Genomic DNA, 18,737 nt, shown 5'->3' with positions numbered 1-18,737 from the left:
CCCCAATTTTTGTTTAGTGTGCTTGCGCATAAAATTTTTAAGATCAGCATGGGTCTGGTCTTCACTTCAATAAGATGACAATAACAATGAAAAAAACTGCAATCATACTTGCCTTGGCAACTGCTGGCTTAGCATTTGGCGCTAATGCTGCAGAACCACAGCCTTTTAAAGTGCAAGACTTAGTCAAAATCAACAAGCTGCATTCGTCTGTATTGTCTAATGATGGCAATAAAGTCGTTTATGCTGTTAAAAATATTGATGACAAAGGTGTCGCTTCGTCTGATCTTTATCTTCAAACAATAGGTAGTGATCAAGCGGCCAAACGCCTGACTACTGCAACAGGCACAGAGCACAGTGTTGCTTTTAGTGCTGATGATAAAAAAGTCTATTTTTTAGCGGCGCGTAATGGCAGTTCACAACTATTTGAACTGGCTCTTGATGGTGGTGAAGCGCAACAGATCTCTGAGCTACCACTGGATGTTGAGGGTTTTAAGCTGTCTCAAGATGGCAAGCAAGTGGTCATTAATATTCGTGTATTCCCAGCTTGCGAAGATTTAACCTGCTCTGCAGATAAGTTTGCCGCAGAAGCTGAACGCAGCTCTACTGGCCGTGAGTACAAGCAATTAATGGTGCGTCATTGGGATACTTGGGGCGATCATAGCCGCAGCCATCTGTTTGTAGCCCAGTTGAACGGTGAAACCATCACAGCGCCAGTTGACGTTACCAAAGGTCTCGACACCGAAACCCCAGCGCTACCCTTTTCTGGTATGGAAGAGGTGACCTTTACCCCAGATGGTAAGTATGTCGTCTACAGTGCAAAAGCACCGAGTACTCAACAAGCGTGGGAAACCAATTACGATTTGTGGCAGGTACCAGTTACAGGTGGAACCGCTAAAAACCTGACTGAAGATAATAAGGCGTGGGATGCACTGCCAACGTTCTCAGTAGACGGTCGTTATATGGCATATCTTGCGATGACCAAGCCAGGTTTTGAAGCCGATCGTTACCGCATCATGTTACGTGACACGGTTACAGGCCAAGAAAAGGAGGTCGCTCCGCTGTGGGATCGCAGTGCCAGTTCATTGATGTTTGGCAAAGATAACCGCACCCTTTATGTGACCGCGCAAGATGTGGGTCAAGTGAGCATTTTTGAGGTAAACACCCAGTTTGGTGATGTTAAGACTATCTATAACGAAGGTAGCAACAGCATTGTTGGTGTAACCGCTGATAAGATTGTTTTCAATCACAAGAGCTTAGTACAGCCTGGCGATCTTTATACCATGGCGCTAGATGGTCAAAATAGAACCCGCTTGACTGACGTCAATAAAGATAAGCTCGCCAAAATCAAATTTGGTGAGTATGAGCAGTTCAGTTTTAAGGGGTGGAACAACGAGGAAGTCTTCGGCTACTGGATAAAGCCGGTGGGTTATAAAGCGGGTAAGAAGTATCCTATCGCCTTTTTAGTACATGGTGGGCCACAAGGCTCATTCGGTAACTCGTTTAGTAGCCGTTGGAACGCACAACTGTGGGCCGGTGCAGGTTACGGTGTGGTGATGATCGATTTCCACGGCTCAACTGGTTATGGCCAAGCCTTTACCGATTCAATCTCACAAGATTGGGGCGGCAAGCCATTAGAAGACTTACAGAAAGGTTTAGCCGCTGTGACAGCACAGCAAAAATGGTTAGATAGCACGCGTGCCTGTGCCTTGGGTGGATCGTACGGCGGTTACATGATGAACTGGATCCAGGGTAACTGGAATGACGGTTTCAAGTGTTTGGTTAACCATGCTGGACTGTTTGATATGCGATCTATGTACTATGTGACAGAGGAGCTGTGGTTCCCTGAGTATGAGTTTGGTGGTACCTATCAAGACAATAAGGCGCTGTACGAGAAGTTTAATCCAGTTAACTATGTCGAAAACTGGCAAACACCTATGTTGGTTATTCATGGTGAAAAGGATTTCCGAGTTCCTTATGGTCAAGGTCTTGCCGCATTCAGCTTTATGCAGCGTAAGGGCATTCCATCTGAACTATTGATCTACCCAGATGAAAATCACTGGATCTTAAACCCTGATAATTTAGAGCAGTGGTACGCTAATGTATTAGGTTGGATGGATCGCTGGACTGCTAAATAGTCTTATTTATTAAACCCGATCACAATAAAGGCCAGAACTTATGTTCTGGCCTTTTTTATATCATCGATTTCACTAGGCTAATGGTGTCCCTTCATTAACGCGATACCAGCCCGTTAAGCTATAACGGTCACAGTTAGACTGAGTGACTTCATGGGGAAACATTTCACTGAGAAAGATAACCATGGTACCAAACCTCGGCTCAACCGTTTGAAATGGGACAGACTGACCATGTTGATACATAAGCAACTCGCCGCCGTCACTGGGTTGCCATGCCTCATTTAAATAGAGTATAGAGGTAAGTTTACGATTAGATTGCCCTTTAAAGGCGTCAACATGCCGTTTATAGAAGGCCCCTTTAGCGTAGTAGGCAAACATGGTTTCATAGTCAAACAAGCCCAAGAACAGGTAACGATTAATTGCGAGTCGCAGTTGTTCCGACCAATCAAAATAGGGCTGGGCAAAGGTGTTGCTGTGATCAATCCAAAGAATTTTATCCCGTCTAATCTCTTCAATGACAGCTTGATCGGCATGTCGACCTATAGCTGCTGGTTTGAATTCAGTGAGTTCCATTTTGGCCAGTTCATCACGCAATGTATTAAGCGTTTGTATGGGGAGTATGTTGTGAACCACGATATAGCCTTTGTCAGCAATGGCTTCGCAAATATCACTAAAAATGGTTGTTGAAACAGGAAATTCAGGTGGATTGTTCAATTAATAAAGACTCAGGATTAACGGTGAGTTCTTATAACGGATCTTACTCTATTCAACCATTCAATAATTTTTGTCGTGTAGATAGTAAATAGCAATCGTAGTATTAAGCGCAAAATACAAAAAAAGGTGCCACAAAGGCACCTTTTGTTATCTGTCACACTCTAGCAGTTATCAGCTAGCGTGGTTTAATCAAAAGACTACACGTTGTCCGAGTAGTTCTTGCCGTAGTAACTGGCAAGGAGTACGGCCTTGAGCTCCGCGATCAGTGGGTAACGTGGATTAGCACCAGTACATTGATCATCGAACGCATCTTCTGCTAACTCGTCGAGTTTGGCGAGGAAATCGGCTTCGTTGACGCCGGCTTCTTGGATCGAAGCCGGAATGCCAATCGTCTTCTTGAGTTGATCGATTTTTTCGAGCAATGCTTCAACTTTTTCTTCATCACTAATGCCTTCGCCTGTAGCGCCTTCAAGTTTCAAATATTCTGCGATTTTTGCATATCGACATAGCGCTTTTGGACGATCATATTGGCTAAATGCCGCTTGTTTAGTTGGCATATCCGTGGCGTTAAAACGGATCACATTACTGATAAGTAGTGCGTTGGCTAAGCCATGAGCCAAGTGGAATTCAGCCCCCAACTTATGGGCCATTGAGTGACAAATTCCCAAGAAGGCATTAGCAAAAGCAATACCTGCTATGGTTGCACCATTGTGGACTTTTTCTCTTGCTACTGGCGCTTTAGCACCTAGCTCATAAGCATCGGGGAGATGTTTAAATAGTAGGTCTAACGCTTGCAGTGCTTGACCATCTGAGTATTCATTAGCCATAACACTGACGTAAGCTTCTAATGCGTGAGTGACCGCATCAATTCCACCAAAGGCAGTCAGTGATTTTGGCATATCCATCACTAGGTTAGGGTCGACAATGGCCATGTTAGGAGTAAGCTCATAATCGGCAATAGGGTACTTCATGCCAGTTTTTTCGTCGGTGACCACTGCGAAAGGGGTCACTTCAGAGCCAGTACCTGATGTGGTTGGGATGGCAACCATGGTGGCTTTTTTACCTAGTTTTGGAAACTTATAGATACGTTTACGGATATCCATAAAGCGTAGTGCTAAGTCAGCAAAATCTACATCTGGGTGTTCATACATGACCCAGATAATTTTAGCTGCATCCATTGGCGAACCACCACCTAGTGCGATAATGACATCTGGTTGGAAACTTTGTGCCATCTTCGCGCCTTGGTTAACAATGGCCAAGGTTGGATCGGCTTCTACATCATAAAAAACATCCGTCTCTAGGCCTTGGGCCTTTAGGATCTTGATGGTTTCATCACAGTAGCCATTATTGAACAGATATTTATCGGTGACGATTAAGGCTCGGCGCTTATCGCTAAGCTCCTCAAGCGCAATTGGCAAACTGCCACGGCGGAAATAGATAGAGGAGGGAAGTTTATGCCACAACATATTTTCAGCCCTTTTAGCGACAGTCTTTTTGTTTATCAGGTGGCTTGGGCCAACGTTTTCTGAAATAGAGTTTCCTCCCCAAGAGCCACAACCTAAGGTAAGTGATGGAGCCAGCTTAAAGTTATAAAGATCGCCAATACCACCTTGAGACGCAGGCGTATTAATTAAAATACGTGCCGTTTTCATTCTAAACCCAAAGGTTTTTACTCGTTCCACTTGGGTATCTTGATCGGTATACAGCCCAGAGGTATGGCCGATACCACCAAGAGTCACGAGTGCTTCAGCCTTATCAAGCGCCTGCTCAAAATTGGTGGCGCGATACATGGCTAGTAAGGGAGACAGCTTCTCATGGGCGAAGGCTTCCGCCTCATTAATTGCAGTGGCTTCGCCTATCAATACTTTCGTTGATGCTGGTACTTTAATATTGGCCATCGCAGCAATGGTAGCGGCGCTTTGCCCAACGATGTCAGCATTAAGTCCACCATTTTTAAGGATCACCTTCTGCATCGCTTTGGTTTCTTTGGCCGACAGAATATAACCACCGTGGCTAGCAAAACGCTCTTTAACAGCGTCATAGATCTCATCGACCACGACTACAGCTTGCTCTGATGCACACACGACTCCGTTATCGAAAGTCTTAGACATCAATATTGAACTGACTGCGCGTTTAATATCAGCCGTTTCATCGATAACAATCGGTGTATTACCTGCACCAACACCAATTGCTGGCTTACCAGACGAGTAGGCTGCTTTAACCATACCTGGTCCACCGGTTGCCAAGATTAAATTAATTTTTTCGTGGGTCATAAGTTGGTTCGAGAGTGCAACGCTTGGCTCATCAATCCAACCTATAATATCTTTAGGTGCACCAGCCGCGATGGCAGCATCTAGCACGAGTTTGGCAGCCGTTGTTGTTGATGCTTTGGCACGAGGATGGGGAGAAAAGATAATACCATTACGAGTTTTCAGGCTGATAAGTGCTTTAAAGATGGCAGTAGATGTTGGGTTAGTCGTTGGTACAATGCCGCAAATAAGCCCAACAGGCTCTGCAATGGTTATAGTGCCAAAAGTGGGGTCTTCGGCAAGGATGCCGCAAGTTTTTTCATCTTTATACTTGTTATAAATGTACTCAGATGCGAAGTGGTTTTTGATCACCTTATCTTCGATTACGCCCATAGAGGTCTCGGTCGCCGCCATTTTGGCCAAAGAAATTCTGGCATCTGCTGCGGCAAGGGCTGCGGCGCGGAATATCACATCAACTTGCTCTTGGCTGAAGTTAGCATATTGTGCTTGAGCTTTTGCTACCCGCTCGACCAGTTGGTCGAGTTCCTTTTCGTTTGTAACTGTCATGATTTAGGTCCTTAAAAAAATTTAGCAAAAAACAGTTTTGGCTAAATTCTCTCTATGAAGGAAAATTACACTCAAAACTACTGACTAACCGTGATCATACCCGCATATTTGACTGTAAATGTAATTAAATAACGATGTTAACGACTTGTTTGGTTATTGATTACTCATTTTAGTGGTTAAAAGTGATGTGTTGAACAATTTTTAAACCATTTTTACTCTTACTCGTTTAAGGTGAGACTGGCACAAGCGATAACTCAGCTCAATTAGCGGACCTCGTGTGTTCAATATTTACTCATGACAATAGAATATTTAAGTCAAAGTTGTGAAATATGATAGAAAATCTCATTTTTCGAAATCTGGTTGATAATGTACAGTAGCCTTCTTTAAAAACTGCACTTTTAAACAGAGTTAAAAGTCACTTGAGGATATGACATTGGATTTAACACTTTATGTTAAATTTTTTCTTGGATTGGTCGCCATCATTAACCCTATAGGCCTGCTGCCTGTGTTTGTGAGTTTAACCAGCCATCAAACGGAACTAGAACGCAACCAGACAGGTAAGGTAGCAAACTTCGCCGTGGTGGTGATCTTGTTGGTTACCATCGTCGCGGGAGAGCATATCCTCAATATGTTCAGTATTTCTTTGTCAGCGTTTAGGATTGCCGGCGGCTCACTTATTGCCATCATCGCGATGTCGATGCTTCAAGGTAAGCTTGGTGAAGTCAAACGAAACCAAGAGGAAGACCGTGAGGCATCTGGGATGGAGTCGGTAGCGGTTGTGCCACTAGCGCTGCCATTAATGGCTGGGCCTGGAGCGATCAGTTCGGTTATTGTCTCAGCGGCGCAACATGACACTTTAGTCAATCACATCGGTATGGCTATTACGGTTATTATTTTTGGCTTGACCAGCTTTGCGCTCTTTAGAATGGCCCCTGTGATTTTTAAAGTGTTGGGGAAAACAGGTATTAACGTTATTACTCGTTTGATGGGATTGTTGATGTTGTCAATTGGTATTGAGGTTATCGCTGCTGGCTTTAAAGGACTATTTCCAACCTTAATTGGCTAGGCTTGTTGTTCTTTGGAGCGGGACGCTATTCAACATGGCGTTGTCGGTTTATCGATAATGAGGCGTGACCTAGATAGCCAATCAGCAGTGGCAAAAGTGAGGGTAAAAGATAAGCGCTATAGATAACCGATTGAGAAAAACGCGCATGATGCGCGTTTTTTATTTGGACATTATTGTAAGTCGATAAGCGAACCCGCTTTGGCACTGAATAGATGTTGATGTAAGCGTGCAGCAAACTCATCCGTCATGCCGGATATATAATCAGCGATGACTCGATGGCTGTTTTGACCCTCGTTAACAGCAATTTGCCAGCGTTCTTGAGTATTTAGGGGCAGCAGACGTTGGGGATCTGAGGCAAAGGCTTCAAATAACTCCATCACGATTTGCTGGCCCTTGTATTCCAACATCTGGATCTCTGGTTTACGAATAACATGGGTATAGACAAACTGCTTTAATATATCGAGCGCTTTATGGAATGGGGGTTCCAATACTGCATTAAACCTCAGTAGTGGCTCGGTAAAATGGCTGTTTTCATCGATCATTATCGCGGTGACAAAACCATTAACTAAAGTGCCAATCGCATCTTTACGTTGATGATGTTCAAGCGCAAAGAGTTTGTCACCTATGGTCGAGAACTCTTGACGTATCCAGGCGTCTTCGCTGTTAATTAAGGCTTGTTCTACATCTTTTTTCCACATTGCTTGGGTTACGATCCCCATCACTATCGCGTCTTCAAGGTCATGGATAGCGTAGGCGGTATCGTCGGCTAGCTCCATAATTGAGCAGTCAAAGGATTTATATAGCGTGCGCTTGTGTTCGTTATCGCCCAAAGTTTTGGTTGCCAGGAAAAGCGCTTTATCTTCGGGGCAGAGCGGATTGAGTACCCACTCTAAAATTGCCTTATCTTCATCGAATATCCCTTTAACGGGACGCCACTGAGATGGTTTTAATTGGCGATAACTCACCACTTCAGGTTTAGGGTGAGATTGATACAGTTGTGCGTGACAAGCTGGGTACTTTAATATTCCCAGTAGGGTTCGTCGGCATAGATTCATACCAAAATGTTCGGTGTAGGGTTCCAGCGCGGTGAGAATACGAAACGTCTGGCCATTGCCTTCAAAGCCCCCGTCATTGCGCATCATGTAATTAAGTGCCACTTCACCGCCATGACCGAAAGGAGGATGGCCAATATCGTGAGCTAAGCAGAGCGACTCTATCAAACTCATAGAATCCAAAAGATAGTTGAGCGCAGGGTACTTCTGTTTAAGCTGAGCACAAATCCCTGTTCCAATTTGCGATACTTCAAGTGAATGGGTGAGCCGAGTTCGATAGAAATCATTCATGCCAACACCCAATACCTGAGTTTTAGCTTGCAGTCGTCTAAATGCCGCTGAGTGCAAAATGCGAGCTCTGTCTCGTTGGTACGGGCTACGATGATCGTTACGACGTTGTTTGTGTTCGCCTAAACGTCGATCGTGCCAAACCGCTGAGGTCATAACGTGTCTCCATTGCCTGGTTTACAATAAACGATTGATATCGTCGAGGTTAAGCTCAAAACTTGGAATAAAAGTATCTATAAAATATTTCACAGCAGGATCAGGATTTTGCGATAATGCTTGGGCTAATCGTTTTTTTGCGGTGTTGAACTCATGATTGCCTGCACCTTGTTCTTCTAAACATTTTAAGTAGGCACAAAGCGTGTCTGCTGACTTAACTATTTGTTTATATGTAGCTTCCGTGTTGTCGCTGGTAAGCAGTGAACGATAATCATCTTTGAATTCATCGGGTACCATTTCCAATAGTCGATGTTCGGCGATGGCTTCAATTTTTTTGTATTCAGCTTCTATTTCTTTGTTAAAATACTTCACTGGTGTGGGTAAATCACCGGTCAAAATTTCGCTGGCATCGTGAAAGATCGCGATGGTTGCGGCACGTTCTGCACTGAGTTGTGTGGAAAATTTCTTATTACTAATCACCACCAGTGCATGGGCAACCATGGCCACCTGAAGGGAGTGTTCCTGAACGTTCTCGGGTCTAACGTTATACATGAGCGGCCAACGTTGGATAAGTTTCATTCTGGCCAAATGCGCAAATAGGTGACTCATATCGACTACTAATAATTGTGATAGTTGGCAATACCTTAACACAGGCTACTAGCAGATAAATAGCCGCTTAGTCATAAAAAAAGGCACTCCAGCTGAGTGCCTTTTTTATGACGAGAACATGTTGAGCTATTGACAATAAGTGTCTAAAAAATCACCAAAATCACCGAGTGCTTTCTCTAAGTCCTCCTTGTGAGGCAAGAATACGACGCGCAAATGATCGGGTTCTGGCCAATTAAATGCAGAACCTTGAACTAACAGAATTTTCTTCTCTTTGAGCAAATCCAGCACTAAACGCTCATCATCCCTGAGGTTAAATTTCTTAGCATCCAATTTGGGAAAGGCATAAAGTGCACCTTTGGGCTTTTTAACGCTAACACCAGGAATTTGGTTAAGTAACTCGTAACAAGTATCACGCTGAATCGTCAAACGCCCATCAGGCGCAACCAGTTCGTTAATGCTTTGGTATCCACCCAGGGCTGTTTGAATGGCATGTTGATTGGGTACATTGGAGCACAGTCGCATAGAGGCCAGCATATCTAAGCCTTCAATATAGCTTTTGGCTGCTTTGAGGTTGCCCGATAGCATCATCCAACCAACGCGAAAACCGGCCGCACGATAGGATTTAGATAGGCCGTTAAAGGTGACGGTTAAGATATCATCTGAGAGAGTAGACGCTGGGATGTGCACTGCACCATCGTAAAGGATCTTGTCGTAGATCTCGTCGGCAAACAAAATGATGTCATGTTGGCGACACAACTCAATCACTTCCAATAGCAATTCTTTTGAGTAAACTGCGCCTGTAGGGTTATTTGGATTGATCAGCACAATACCGCGGGTACGGTGGGTTATTTTTGACTTGATATCATCAAGATCTGGAAACCAATCTGATTCTTCGTCACAGCGATAATGTTGTGCTTTTCCGCCAGATAGATGTACCGCAGCGGTCCACAATGGGTAATCAGGTGAGGGCACCAGCACCTCATCATCGCTATTAAGCAAGCCTTGCATCGCCATAACGATCAATTCTGACACACCGTTGCCGATATAGATATCTTCGATATCAACGCCAAATAGGCCTTGTGACTGGTAATGTTGCACAATCGCCTTACGGGCGGAGAACAAACCTTTAGATTCGCTATACCCTTGAGCGCTCGGCAGATTCAAAATAACGTCTCGGACGATCTCTTCAGGCGCCTCAAAGCCAAATGGTGCAGGATTACCGATATTGAGCTTCAATATTCGGTGTCCCTCATCTTCAAGTCGACGAGCCTCTTTATGAACGGGGCCTCTGATATCGTAGCAAACCGTATCGAGCTTATTGGACTTAATGATTGGGCGCATTTTTACCTCAAGTAATGCAAAAAAGTGGCTATTGGCCATAAGTCTTCGAACAATAACGAAAAACACTGTTAGATGAAAGCGGTAAATCTAAAGTTTTAGCCTGAGATTTAGTTTAATATTCTGACGTAATGTATTTGTTAATGCAAAAATGGTGTTTAACGCTGCTTTTAGACGCGACTGCAGAGTGAATGTGTCGTTAAGGCAGATAAAGAGGCAATAAAAAGCCAGCGTAGTCGCTGGCTTTAACAAGGCGTTAAACAGTAAAAAGTTTACGCGCGTTTTTTGAATTCGTTGGTACGAGTGTCGATTTCAATTAAATCGCCAGTCTTAACAAAATCTGCAACGCTTAAAGTAGCGCCACCAGCGATAGTTGCTGGCTTCATGACCTTACCAGAGGTATCGCCACGTGCTGAAGGCTCAGTGTAAGTGACTTCACGTACAATCGTGGTTGGCAATTCAACAGAGATAGCCTTACCTTCGTAGAAAGTTACTTGGCAAGTATCTTCCATTCCGTCAACGATATACGCTACTGCATCGCCAAGGTTTTCAGCTTCTACATCATACTGATTATATTCTGCGTCCATGAATACATACATAGGATCAGCATAATAAGAGTAAGTACAATCAAGACGATCAAGAATGATATCGTCCATCTTGTCTTCACCTTTAAAGGTGGTCTCAGTAGTAGAATCTTGAAGTACGTTCTTCAACTTCATCTTTACGATAGCCGCGTTACGACCAGAACGAGTTGTTTCGGTTTTCTGTACAACCCATGGGCTGCCATCTAACATGATCACGTTACCAGGACGGATTTCATGAGCAGTTTTCATTACACTATTTCCTATTTTAGGTTTTTTCTATTTCAACGCAGTATCTTAGCGATTTTTAACGAACTGAACTAGTCGTCTCGCTAGATCTGCATCAATTAATGCATCAATTGGCCACTGTTTCGCATGTTGCTGTAGCGGCAAATCAACTAAATTGAGTCGTTCCCAGTGCGTTATCACACGCTTGGTGTCACCTTGGTTAAACGCTAAGTTTAACGCTTGCCATGTCGATGCGATTTCTGGCGACAGATTATTACAGTAAACCTGCATAAAGGCATCTAATTTTATTAGGTGATAGTCCTCTTCTTGAGGATAAATGTGCCAAATGAAGGGTTTTGCTGCCCATTGTGCCCTGAGAAAGGAATCTTCACCGCGGACAATGTTAAAATCACAGCTCCAAAGTAACCGATCGTATCCATCTTGATCTGTCATTGGTAAAATATGGATGGTTAACGCGCCGTATTGAATTGCTTGACCTGCTTGGACTGCCTCTAATTCAGCTCCCATAATAGACGCTAAACAGTTTAGGCTCCGGCCCTTAGGAATCAATGCGTGGATGTTTAATTCACTTTGGCTCCATTGTTGGCACAAGGATGCTAATGCTTGGGTTTCATAACTGAATACACTGATGACTTTATCTGCATCAGAAATTCCCTCTAACCCTAATTGTGCAAACAGCTGCTGACGATACTGTGGCTCACTCTGCCATTGGTCGCGTTCGCTTGCTAAGGCCTTTTCACAGATTAGGCCTCCGGTTTTTTTGGTAAAACCAGGAAAATAAAAGTACTTTTTTAAGCCACTGTTTTGCAATGAAGGTAGCCCATGGCAACCTTCAACCCAAGGTTCAGCACTCAGGTATTCAAGATTTAGCCACAAGGGGGGGATGAAAGTATCCCGTTGGCGGCAGTTCTCAATTTGCTCAAAGACTTCTCTGGGTAAATCGCAAGCAAAGGCTTCGATTAATACCGTTCCGGGTTTATAGCCAATGCTCAGTGGTTGATCCCACTTCAAAATGGTCACACCGTTAAACATTTGTTGAGGCAAGGAGGGGTCAAGCGCTGGTAAAATATGGGAGAAGCTGGCCAAATCGTCGACCCAAAGATGGATCGTTAGCTGGTATTCTGCCGACAATTGTTTTGCAAGGCGCCATGTAACACCAATATCGCCATAGTTATCGACTACTGCGCAAAAGATATCCCAATGTTGAGCCTGTGTGTTTGTCGTCATGGTGATTGTTGTCGTCACGCCATCAAAAAAGCGGCTTTTCGCCGCTTTTATCGTTTATCTTTTTGCTTTGAAAGATTAATCTTCCAACTCAGCTAGACACATTTCTTCGTAAATTTGCTTAACCCAAGCATCAACGCGCTCTTCGGTTAGCTCAGGTTGACGATCTTCATCGATACCTAGGCCAACAAAGTGTTTGTCATCGACTAAACCCTTTGAAGCTTCGAAGTCATAACCATCAGTTGGCCAGTGTCCGATAACGACTGCGCCACGTGCTTCAACTATTTCGTTAACCATGCCCATAGCGTCAAGGAAGTATTCAGCATAATCCTCTTGGTCACCGCAACCGAAGATAGCCACTAATTTGCCATCAAAATCGATCTGCTCTAAATCTGGGAAGAAGTCATCCCAATCGCATTGTGCTTCGCCATAATACCAAGTTGGGATACCAAACAGTAATAGATCGTATTCAGCGATCTGCTCTTTGGTGCTTTTGGCGATATCTTTAACGTCTACCATTTTTTTACCCAGTTTTTTCTGGATCATCTTGGCGACGGCTTCGGTGTTACCTGTATCACTGCCGAAAAAAAGACCTACAGTTGCCATTGTCTTTCCTTTATTTAGTTCACTGACTTGTTGTGTCATTTTGCTATAGGTTATTGATCAACCTGTGCTAGCAAAATTGACTCGATTAATTGGCTGCGGCTGATGTTACTGGCCAATGCCTTTTGATTCAAGGCGTCATATAAATCTTGTGACACCTTTAACTCTATTCGCTTTAATCCATTGGCTCTATCGCGCTGGATCTGATTGCGTTTGTTGACCTTTAGCTGTTGCTCTCTTGATAACGGATTGCTGCGAGGACGTCCTCGACGCGCTTCAGTAGCAAACAGGTCTATCGTTGTTCTGTCTGATGATTCTTTTGCCATTGAATAGTCATTTAACCAATGCCTGAGCCTTCCCAAGACATCTGTATTAACCCTTTAGCTATAAACCCGGCACAGCCGAGAAACAATACCAACCATACGATGTAACGACCAAATTTTGGCACTTGGCCTTGTTTGAGCACATCATGTATGGCCATACCAATAAAGAAAAATATCGCTGCAAAGAACAGATTAAGCCCTAAGGTTTCAATCTGTTCCATGTACTGAGATAACATAGCTTCGTTCCCTCAGGCCAAAAAAAGAGGCGCGAATATACCATATATCAAGCGTGCCTGCTATATCCTTTATGTGGTCAAATTCGATAAGTTTGAGTCATATTCAGCGATAAATTCACCGACGATACGGTTAAATACCGCGGGTTTTTGTGCATGCAGCCAATGACCCGTCGCGGCGATGGTTTTCGCTTGTACATTAGGGAATTGGTTTAGGTAAGATTGCCTGTGTGCCGCTAATACATAGTCGGAGTCGGCACCACGAATACACAGGGCAGGTCCTTTATATTGTTTATCGGTAATATCCCAACCAATTAACGCATCGTAATCCTGTTTTATGCCGTCAAGATTCATCTTCCAATGATAACCGGCAGAGGTTTTACTGAGGTTTTTCAATAAAAACTGTGCCGTCGCCTCATCGATGCCTGAGTTGATTAATTGTTTTAATGCATCCGCACGGCCAGTTATTTGCGTCAAATTGAGTTGATCCAATGCTGCAAATACGTTTTGGTGCCGCGGGGAATAACTGACGGGCGCTATGTCTGCTGCAATGAGGCTTTTAACGCGGTTTGGGTAACAAAGGGCCACTGCCATAGCGATTTTGCCACCCATTGAGTGCCCGACTATATGTGCTGCATCAATCGCCAATTCATCCATTAATTGGATAACGGCGTCAGCAATAGATTGGTAATTCATGTTACTGCAATGTGGGCTGAGTCCATGATTTGGCACATCCAATCTAATAATTGTATGGTCAATCAGGCTTGTGCCAAGCGCTTTCAAATTGTCTAAATTTCCAAAAAGACCATGAATAAGAATAACGGTACTTCCGTTACCTGTGATGGTGTGATTGAGCTTTGACATGGATGATTCGTCATTAAAAATTTGTTCAAATTGTGCCTGTAAACTTGAGCAAATAACAGTACTATGAAATCGATACGAAGAAGTTTGAGTAGTTTTTCATCAAACGCACGGCCTTTTTTTGATCGAATAGGGATCTAGGACACTTTTATGTCAATGCCTCTTTATTATGGGGGGATAGATGACATACACTTGCTAAGATCATTTTGCTGATCCACAAACAATAATAATGCGTTAACTTTCACTATTTAAGGAAGATTTTGGTCATGAAATATATTGAGGTTGATGAAGAATTGTATCGCCATATCGCAGGGAAAACCGAACGCATAGGGGAGAGTGCTTCTGAGATCCTGCGTCGACTGCTTGGCTTAGATGTGGAAGCAGTACCTGTTGCTACGCCTAAACAGATTAGTCAGCCTAGCATGGATAAAGTGACGCCGAGTGAACAGGTCAACGATACCGCGCCTAGCGAATCATCAACCCCCTTGGCGATTGCTATCGACAGCGAACAACTTGCCGAACAAAAAGGGGCCGTAGGTCGATTTTTATTTTCATTAGAGACTATTTATAGCGCAGCGCCAAACCAGTTTGATCAAGTGTTGCAGATCCAAGGGCGCGATCGCCTCTATTTCGCTACCTCAAAAGAACAGCTACTTAAGGCAAGCAAATCTGCCAACCCTAAAGAGATTGGCAACAGTGGTTTTTGGGTCACGACTAATAATAATACCGCAAAGAAGCGTACTATCCTCAGTGAGGTGTTGGCTCAATTTAGTGTGCCAGAGAGTGATATCAAAACGATTATTGGTAACATTTAGGCCGTAGCATCGTAGGGTCTTTGTCATACTTTCTAGGAGTCCATTTTGGCGATACATGAGCGCGCCGGTCAGGCAGCGAAACAAACGGATTTGGTCAATATCCCCAAGTTAATGAGTCATTATTATCGACTAATGCCTGATGTGGACGTTGAGGCGCAGCGGGTCACATTTGGCACCTCCGGCCATCGAGGTTGTGCATTTAACAAAAGTTTTAATGAGGCCCATATTCTTGCCATCGTGCAGGCAACTGTCGACTATCGTCGTGATGCTGGTATTACAGGCGCACTGTATCTCGGCATTGATACCCATGCGCTATCCCAAGCTGCCTATTTATCCGCTTTGGAAGTACTCACGGGCAATGGCGTTAATGTCCGCGTCGCGCAAGACGACGAGTTCACCCCGACGCCAGTGGTGTCGCACAGTATTGTCGGCGCAAACCGTCAAAGTGGTCAGCCCTTGTGTGATGGGCTCATCCTCACGCCGTCTCATAACCCGCCACAAGACGGTGGCATTAAATATAATCCGCCACACGGTGGGCCAGCAGAAGGGACTATCACCCATTGGATTGAGCAGCGTGCTAACCATTATTTAAGCCAACGTCTTGAAGGGGTAAAGCGTCTCAGTTATGACGTAGCGCTCAAAACATCACTGATTGAACCCGTGGATTTAATGAGTGCCTATGTTGACGAACTCGACAGTGTTATTGATATGGCGGCTATCGCCAAAGCGGGTGTGCGTATTGGCGTTGATCCACTAGGTGGTTCAGGTATTCATTATTGGGAAAAGATCGCCCAGCGCTATGGCGTTAATGTCGAATTGGTGAATGACCGTGTCGACCCGACCTTCGGCTTTATGACTTTAGATAAAGATGGCAAGATCCGCATGGACTGTTCATCGCCGTATGCAATGGCAGGACTGCTCGCCCATCAAGATAGGTTTGATCTCTGTGTTGGTAACGACCCTGATTATGATCGGCATGGTATTGTGTGTCCGTCAACGGGTTTAATGAATCCCAATCACTTCCTTGCCGTGGCGATTGAATATCTATTGACACATAGGCCTCAATGGGACAAGGGATTGTTAATTGGCAAAACCTTAGTATCTAGCACCATGATAGATAAAGTCTGTTGCGAACAGCAGCGTACCTTATGTGAGGTGCCAGTGGGCTTTAAATGGTTTGTGGATGGCTTAGCCACAGGCGAGTTTGGTTTTGGCGGAGAAGAGAGTGCTGGCGCTGCGTTTTTACGTCGTGATGGCCAAACCTGGTGTACCGATAAAGATGGCTTTATTTTAGCCCTGCTGGCAGCAGAAATACTTGCTGTGACCGGGCAGACACCTGCAGAGCGTTATCAGCAAATGGTCGAGCGCCATGGCGAAAGCTATTATCGTCGTATTGATAATCCGGTCACACAGAAACGAAAGCAGAAATTTAATCAACTCATCGCGAACACTGTTTCAACTGCGCAGCTTGGAAGTGATACTCTGGCAGGCGATTCAATTAAACAGGTGTTAACTCATGCGCCTGGAAATAAAGCGGCCATCGGTGGAATTAAAGTTATTACCGATCGTGCTTGGTTTGCGGCAAGACCATCGGGCACTGAAGCCTTGTTTAAGGTTTATGGTGAGAGTTTTGTCGACGAAGCGCATTTAGAATCTGTGCTGGGTGAAGCACAAACTATGATAGCGGCTATGCTGAGTGACTAGTGCTTAGGTATGCGCATTCGAAGAAACTAAAAAGCCAGTTTAGATTAAACTGGCTTTTTTAATGCTATTTGTCGTCCTCTAATAGGTAAGGTGACAACTTGGTAGTTCATTCTTTTCGAGATAATTTTGGTGATAGTCTTCGGCTTGGTGGAAGGTCAGCACAGGTACGATTTCAGTGACGATATGTCTGAGTCCCCATTTTCCGCTGCGTGTTAACGCCAACTTTGATGCTTCAGCTTGCGCTTTCTGTTCGCTATTGTGGAAAAATATGCAGCTTCGGTACTGGTTTCCAATATCGCCGCCCTGCATATTCAGCTGGGTGGGGTTATGGTTAGACCAAAATACGGCTAATAGCTCGTCGAAACTAACGGCTTGTTCGTCAAACTCTACTTGTACCACTTCAGCGTGGCCAGTCGCGCCCGCTTTGACCTCTTCGTACGTTGTCGTAGCGTCGTTGCCGCCCATATAGCCACAAGTTGCTGAGTCGACGCCTTCAATTTGCTTAAAAAAGTACTCAACACCCCAAAAACACCCTGCACCAAATGTTGCGATGGCCATAATTTACTCCACTTTCTGATCCACTATTTACAATTACTGCCAGCCTAAATAGATGTTTAAACGTTTAGATGGCTAGACGGCTTTATGTTGTGGTAATTTTTCATAAATTGCAACTGTTAAATTTCGCATTTATCCTTTTCCATTGAGTGGATAAATGGCTGATTAACACGTTAAGTGGTACTATTCAGGCAGAAAAAAAAGTCGAAAATAAATTCAAGGAGTCATTTCTAGCTAAGGCACACCAGAATAAGTGTCAGAAATGATTTAAATTAAGGAGCTTTACTTGTTACAAGCACAGATTAAGAATCAAAACTTTTTACAGTTCACCCTTGATAATCCCAAAGCAATCTCTGAGCCATTCGCTTTTGAACTTGGCAAGCATACTCAGGTAGAGGTATGGGACACTGGTGTGATTGTTTTTACCCCAAAAGATTGTGACCAAATAGCGGCTAAAGATATTGTGTTGTCATCGGCGGTTCACGGTAATGAAACGGCACCGATAGAACTATGTAATACACTGATTAGTCAGCTTCTTAAGCAGACACTGATCGCTAAACATCGCATTATGTTTTTAATAGGCAATCCTCCTGCAATTCATAACGGCACCCGATTCATTGAAGAGAATTTAAATCGCTTATTCAGTGGTGCTCACTCAGAAGGAGAGGGATTAACTAATGGAGAACGGGTCAGGGCCAAGAAATTAGAGCAGTACGTAGATCGATTCTTTGCTGGAGGAAACGCCGACTCAGAGCGCTTACACTATGATCTGCATACAGCCATTAGGGGATCTAAGCATGAAAAATTTGCCATTTACCCCTTTAGACAAGGCAAAGCATATAGCGCAAAACAGATCATGTTCTTGGCTGCGTCAGGTATCGATACCGTGTTGTTTCATCACGAGCCAACGACTACATTCAGTTATTTTTCCTCTAACAATTACCAAGCTCACGCATTTACTATTGAACTGGGTAAAGTGATGCCAATGGGGCAAAATGATATGACGCGATTTATCGCGTTAAAAGAGATGCTAACGCGTTTAATGACTGCACAAGCGTTAGATTGTGATGAGTTTGATGCCTCTAAGGTTAATCTTTATCAAGTAAACCGTGCCATCAACAAGCAGACCGAGCACTTTGAGTTTACCTTTGCCAATAATGTTGAGAATTTTACCGCATTTCCAAAAGGATACATATTAGCCAAAGATGGCGATATGGACATTCAAGTGGAAGCCGCGACCGAATCTATCGTATTTCCAAATGCGAATGTCCCAGTAGGTCAGCGAACTGTGTTGTGCCTGATCCCAGCCGATCCAAGCAATATCGACTAGTACGGTCATGGCATTAAGCATCATGTAAAGCTAGATATACAACAAGTATCTAGCCTAGTTAGTCGCATTAGGTGTCTTTGGCTTGATA

Annotated in this window: 17 protein-coding genes; 5 read left to right on the top strand and 12 right to left on the bottom strand. The window is 44.0% G+C overall.

What is annotated here, in order from left to right:
• Positions 1-74 precede the first annotated feature (74 nt).
• Entirely contained in the window at positions 75-2,135 is a 2,061-nt protein-coding gene (locus L876_RS0100150) for a S9 family peptidase (RefSeq protein ID WP_428829712.1), read from the top strand.
• Between the two features lie 72 nt (positions 2,136-2,207).
• On the opposite strand, the gene L876_RS0100145 is transcribed toward L876_RS0100150, so the two are convergent.
• Both L876_RS0100145 and adhE read right to left on the bottom strand, forming a co-directional pair.
• Entirely contained in the window at positions 2,208-2,846 is a 639-nt protein-coding gene (locus tag L876_RS0100145) for a 2OG-Fe(II) oxygenase (RefSeq protein WP_028761915.1), read from the bottom strand.
• 197 nt (positions 2,847-3,043) lie between these two features.
• Positions 3,044-5,662, bottom strand: coding sequence for a bifunctional acetaldehyde-CoA/alcohol dehydrogenase (adhE, locus tag L876_RS0100140; RefSeq protein WP_028761914.1), 2,619 nt, complete (start codon positions 5,660-5,662; stop codon positions 3,044-3,046).
• A 433-nt stretch (positions 5,663-6,095) separates the two neighbouring features.
• Between adhE and L876_RS0100135 the strand changes: the two genes are divergently transcribed.
• On the top strand, positions 6,096-6,728 hold the full coding sequence (locus tag L876_RS0100135; protein WP_028761913.1) for a YchE family NAAT transporter: 633 nt from the start codon (positions 6,096-6,098) through the stop codon (positions 6,726-6,728).
• A 170-nt stretch (positions 6,729-6,898) separates the two neighbouring features.
• Here the strand turns inward: L876_RS0100135 and L876_RS0100130 are convergent, their stop codons facing one another.
• The 9 genes from L876_RS0100130 to L876_RS0100090 all read right to left on the bottom strand — a co-directional run bounded on the left by L876_RS0100130 (position 6,899) and on the right by L876_RS0100090 (position 14,248).
• Positions 6,899-8,224, bottom strand: coding sequence for an anti-phage deoxyguanosine triphosphatase (locus L876_RS0100130; protein WP_028761912.1), 1,326 nt, complete (start codon positions 8,222-8,224; stop codon positions 6,899-6,901).
• A gap of 21 nt (positions 8,225-8,245) precedes the next feature.
• The gene (gene yfbR, locus L876_RS0100125; RefSeq protein ID WP_028761911.1) at positions 8,246-8,833 is read right to left on the bottom strand and encodes a 5'-deoxynucleotidase; all 588 of its coding nucleotides are present in this window, start codon (positions 8,831-8,833) and stop codon (positions 8,246-8,248) included.
• 126 nt (positions 8,834-8,959) lie between these two features.
• Positions 8,960-10,174, bottom strand: a complete 1,215-nt coding sequence (locus L876_RS0100120) for a pyridoxal phosphate-dependent aminotransferase (protein WP_028761910.1) — start codon at positions 10,172-10,174, stop codon at positions 8,960-8,962.
• Between the two features lie 269 nt (positions 10,175-10,443).
• On the bottom strand, positions 10,444-11,004 hold the full coding sequence (gene efp, locus L876_RS0100115; protein ID WP_028761909.1) for an elongation factor P: 561 nt from the start codon (positions 11,002-11,004) through the stop codon (positions 10,444-10,446).
• A 45-nt stretch (positions 11,005-11,049) separates the two neighbouring features.
• The gene (earP, locus tag L876_RS0100110; RefSeq protein WP_028761908.1) at positions 11,050-12,228 is read right to left on the bottom strand and encodes an elongation factor P maturation arginine rhamnosyltransferase EarP; all 1,179 of its coding nucleotides are present in this window, start codon (positions 12,226-12,228) and stop codon (positions 11,050-11,052) included.
• A 75-nt stretch (positions 12,229-12,303) separates the two neighbouring features.
• A complete protein-coding gene (gene fldA / locus L876_RS0100105) occupies positions 12,304-12,831 on the bottom strand; it encodes a flavodoxin FldA (protein WP_028761907.1) in 528 nt (175 codons plus the stop codon).
• A 50-nt stretch (positions 12,832-12,881) separates the two neighbouring features.
• The gene (gene ybfE, locus L876_RS0100100; protein WP_028761906.1) at positions 12,882-13,154 is read right to left on the bottom strand and encodes a LexA regulated protein; all 273 of its coding nucleotides are present in this window, start codon (positions 13,152-13,154) and stop codon (positions 12,882-12,884) included.
• Between the two features lie 11 nt (positions 13,155-13,165).
• On the bottom strand, positions 13,166-13,387 hold the full coding sequence (locus tag L876_RS0100095; protein ID WP_028761905.1) for a DUF2788 domain-containing protein: 222 nt from the start codon (positions 13,385-13,387) through the stop codon (positions 13,166-13,168).
• A gap of 69 nt (positions 13,388-13,456) precedes the next feature.
• Entirely contained in the window at positions 13,457-14,248 is a 792-nt protein-coding gene (locus L876_RS0100090; protein ID WP_028761904.1) for an alpha/beta fold hydrolase, read from the bottom strand.
• Positions 14,249-14,511: 263 nt separating this feature from the next.
• On the opposite strand from L876_RS0100090, the gene seqA reads away from it, so the two are divergent.
• Positions 14,512-15,060: a replication initiation negative regulator SeqA gene (gene seqA, locus L876_RS0100085; RefSeq protein WP_028761903.1), complete on the top strand. Its 549-nt coding sequence runs from the start codon at positions 14,512-14,514 to the stop codon at positions 15,058-15,060.
• A 45-nt stretch (positions 15,061-15,105) separates the two neighbouring features.
• The gene (pgm, locus tag L876_RS0100080; RefSeq protein WP_028761902.1) at positions 15,106-16,764 is read left to right on the top strand and encodes a phosphoglucomutase (alpha-D-glucose-1,6-bisphosphate-dependent); all 1,659 of its coding nucleotides are present in this window, start codon (positions 15,106-15,108) and stop codon (positions 16,762-16,764) included.
• Between the two features lie 78 nt (positions 16,765-16,842).
• Here the strand turns inward: pgm and msrA are convergent, their stop codons facing one another.
• A complete protein-coding gene (msrA, locus tag L876_RS0100075) occupies positions 16,843-17,322 on the bottom strand; it encodes a peptide-methionine (S)-S-oxide reductase MsrA (RefSeq protein ID WP_028761901.1) in 480 nt (159 codons plus the stop codon).
• Between the two features lie 283 nt (positions 17,323-17,605).
• Here msrA and astE point away from each other — a divergent pair, with 283 nt between their 5' ends.
• Entirely contained in the window at positions 17,606-18,649 is a 1,044-nt protein-coding gene (astE, locus tag L876_RS0100070) for a succinylglutamate desuccinylase (RefSeq protein ID WP_028761900.1), read from the top strand.
• Positions 18,650-18,737: the final 88 nt, after the last annotated feature.

This window comes from Shewanella colwelliana ATCC 39565 (assembly GCF_000518705.1).
GTDB classification, from domain to species: Bacteria; Pseudomonadota; Gammaproteobacteria; order Enterobacterales; family Shewanellaceae; genus Shewanella; species Shewanella colwelliana.
Note: the sequence above shows the minus strand (reverse complement) of the source record. Positions and strands in the feature narration are given on the sequence as shown.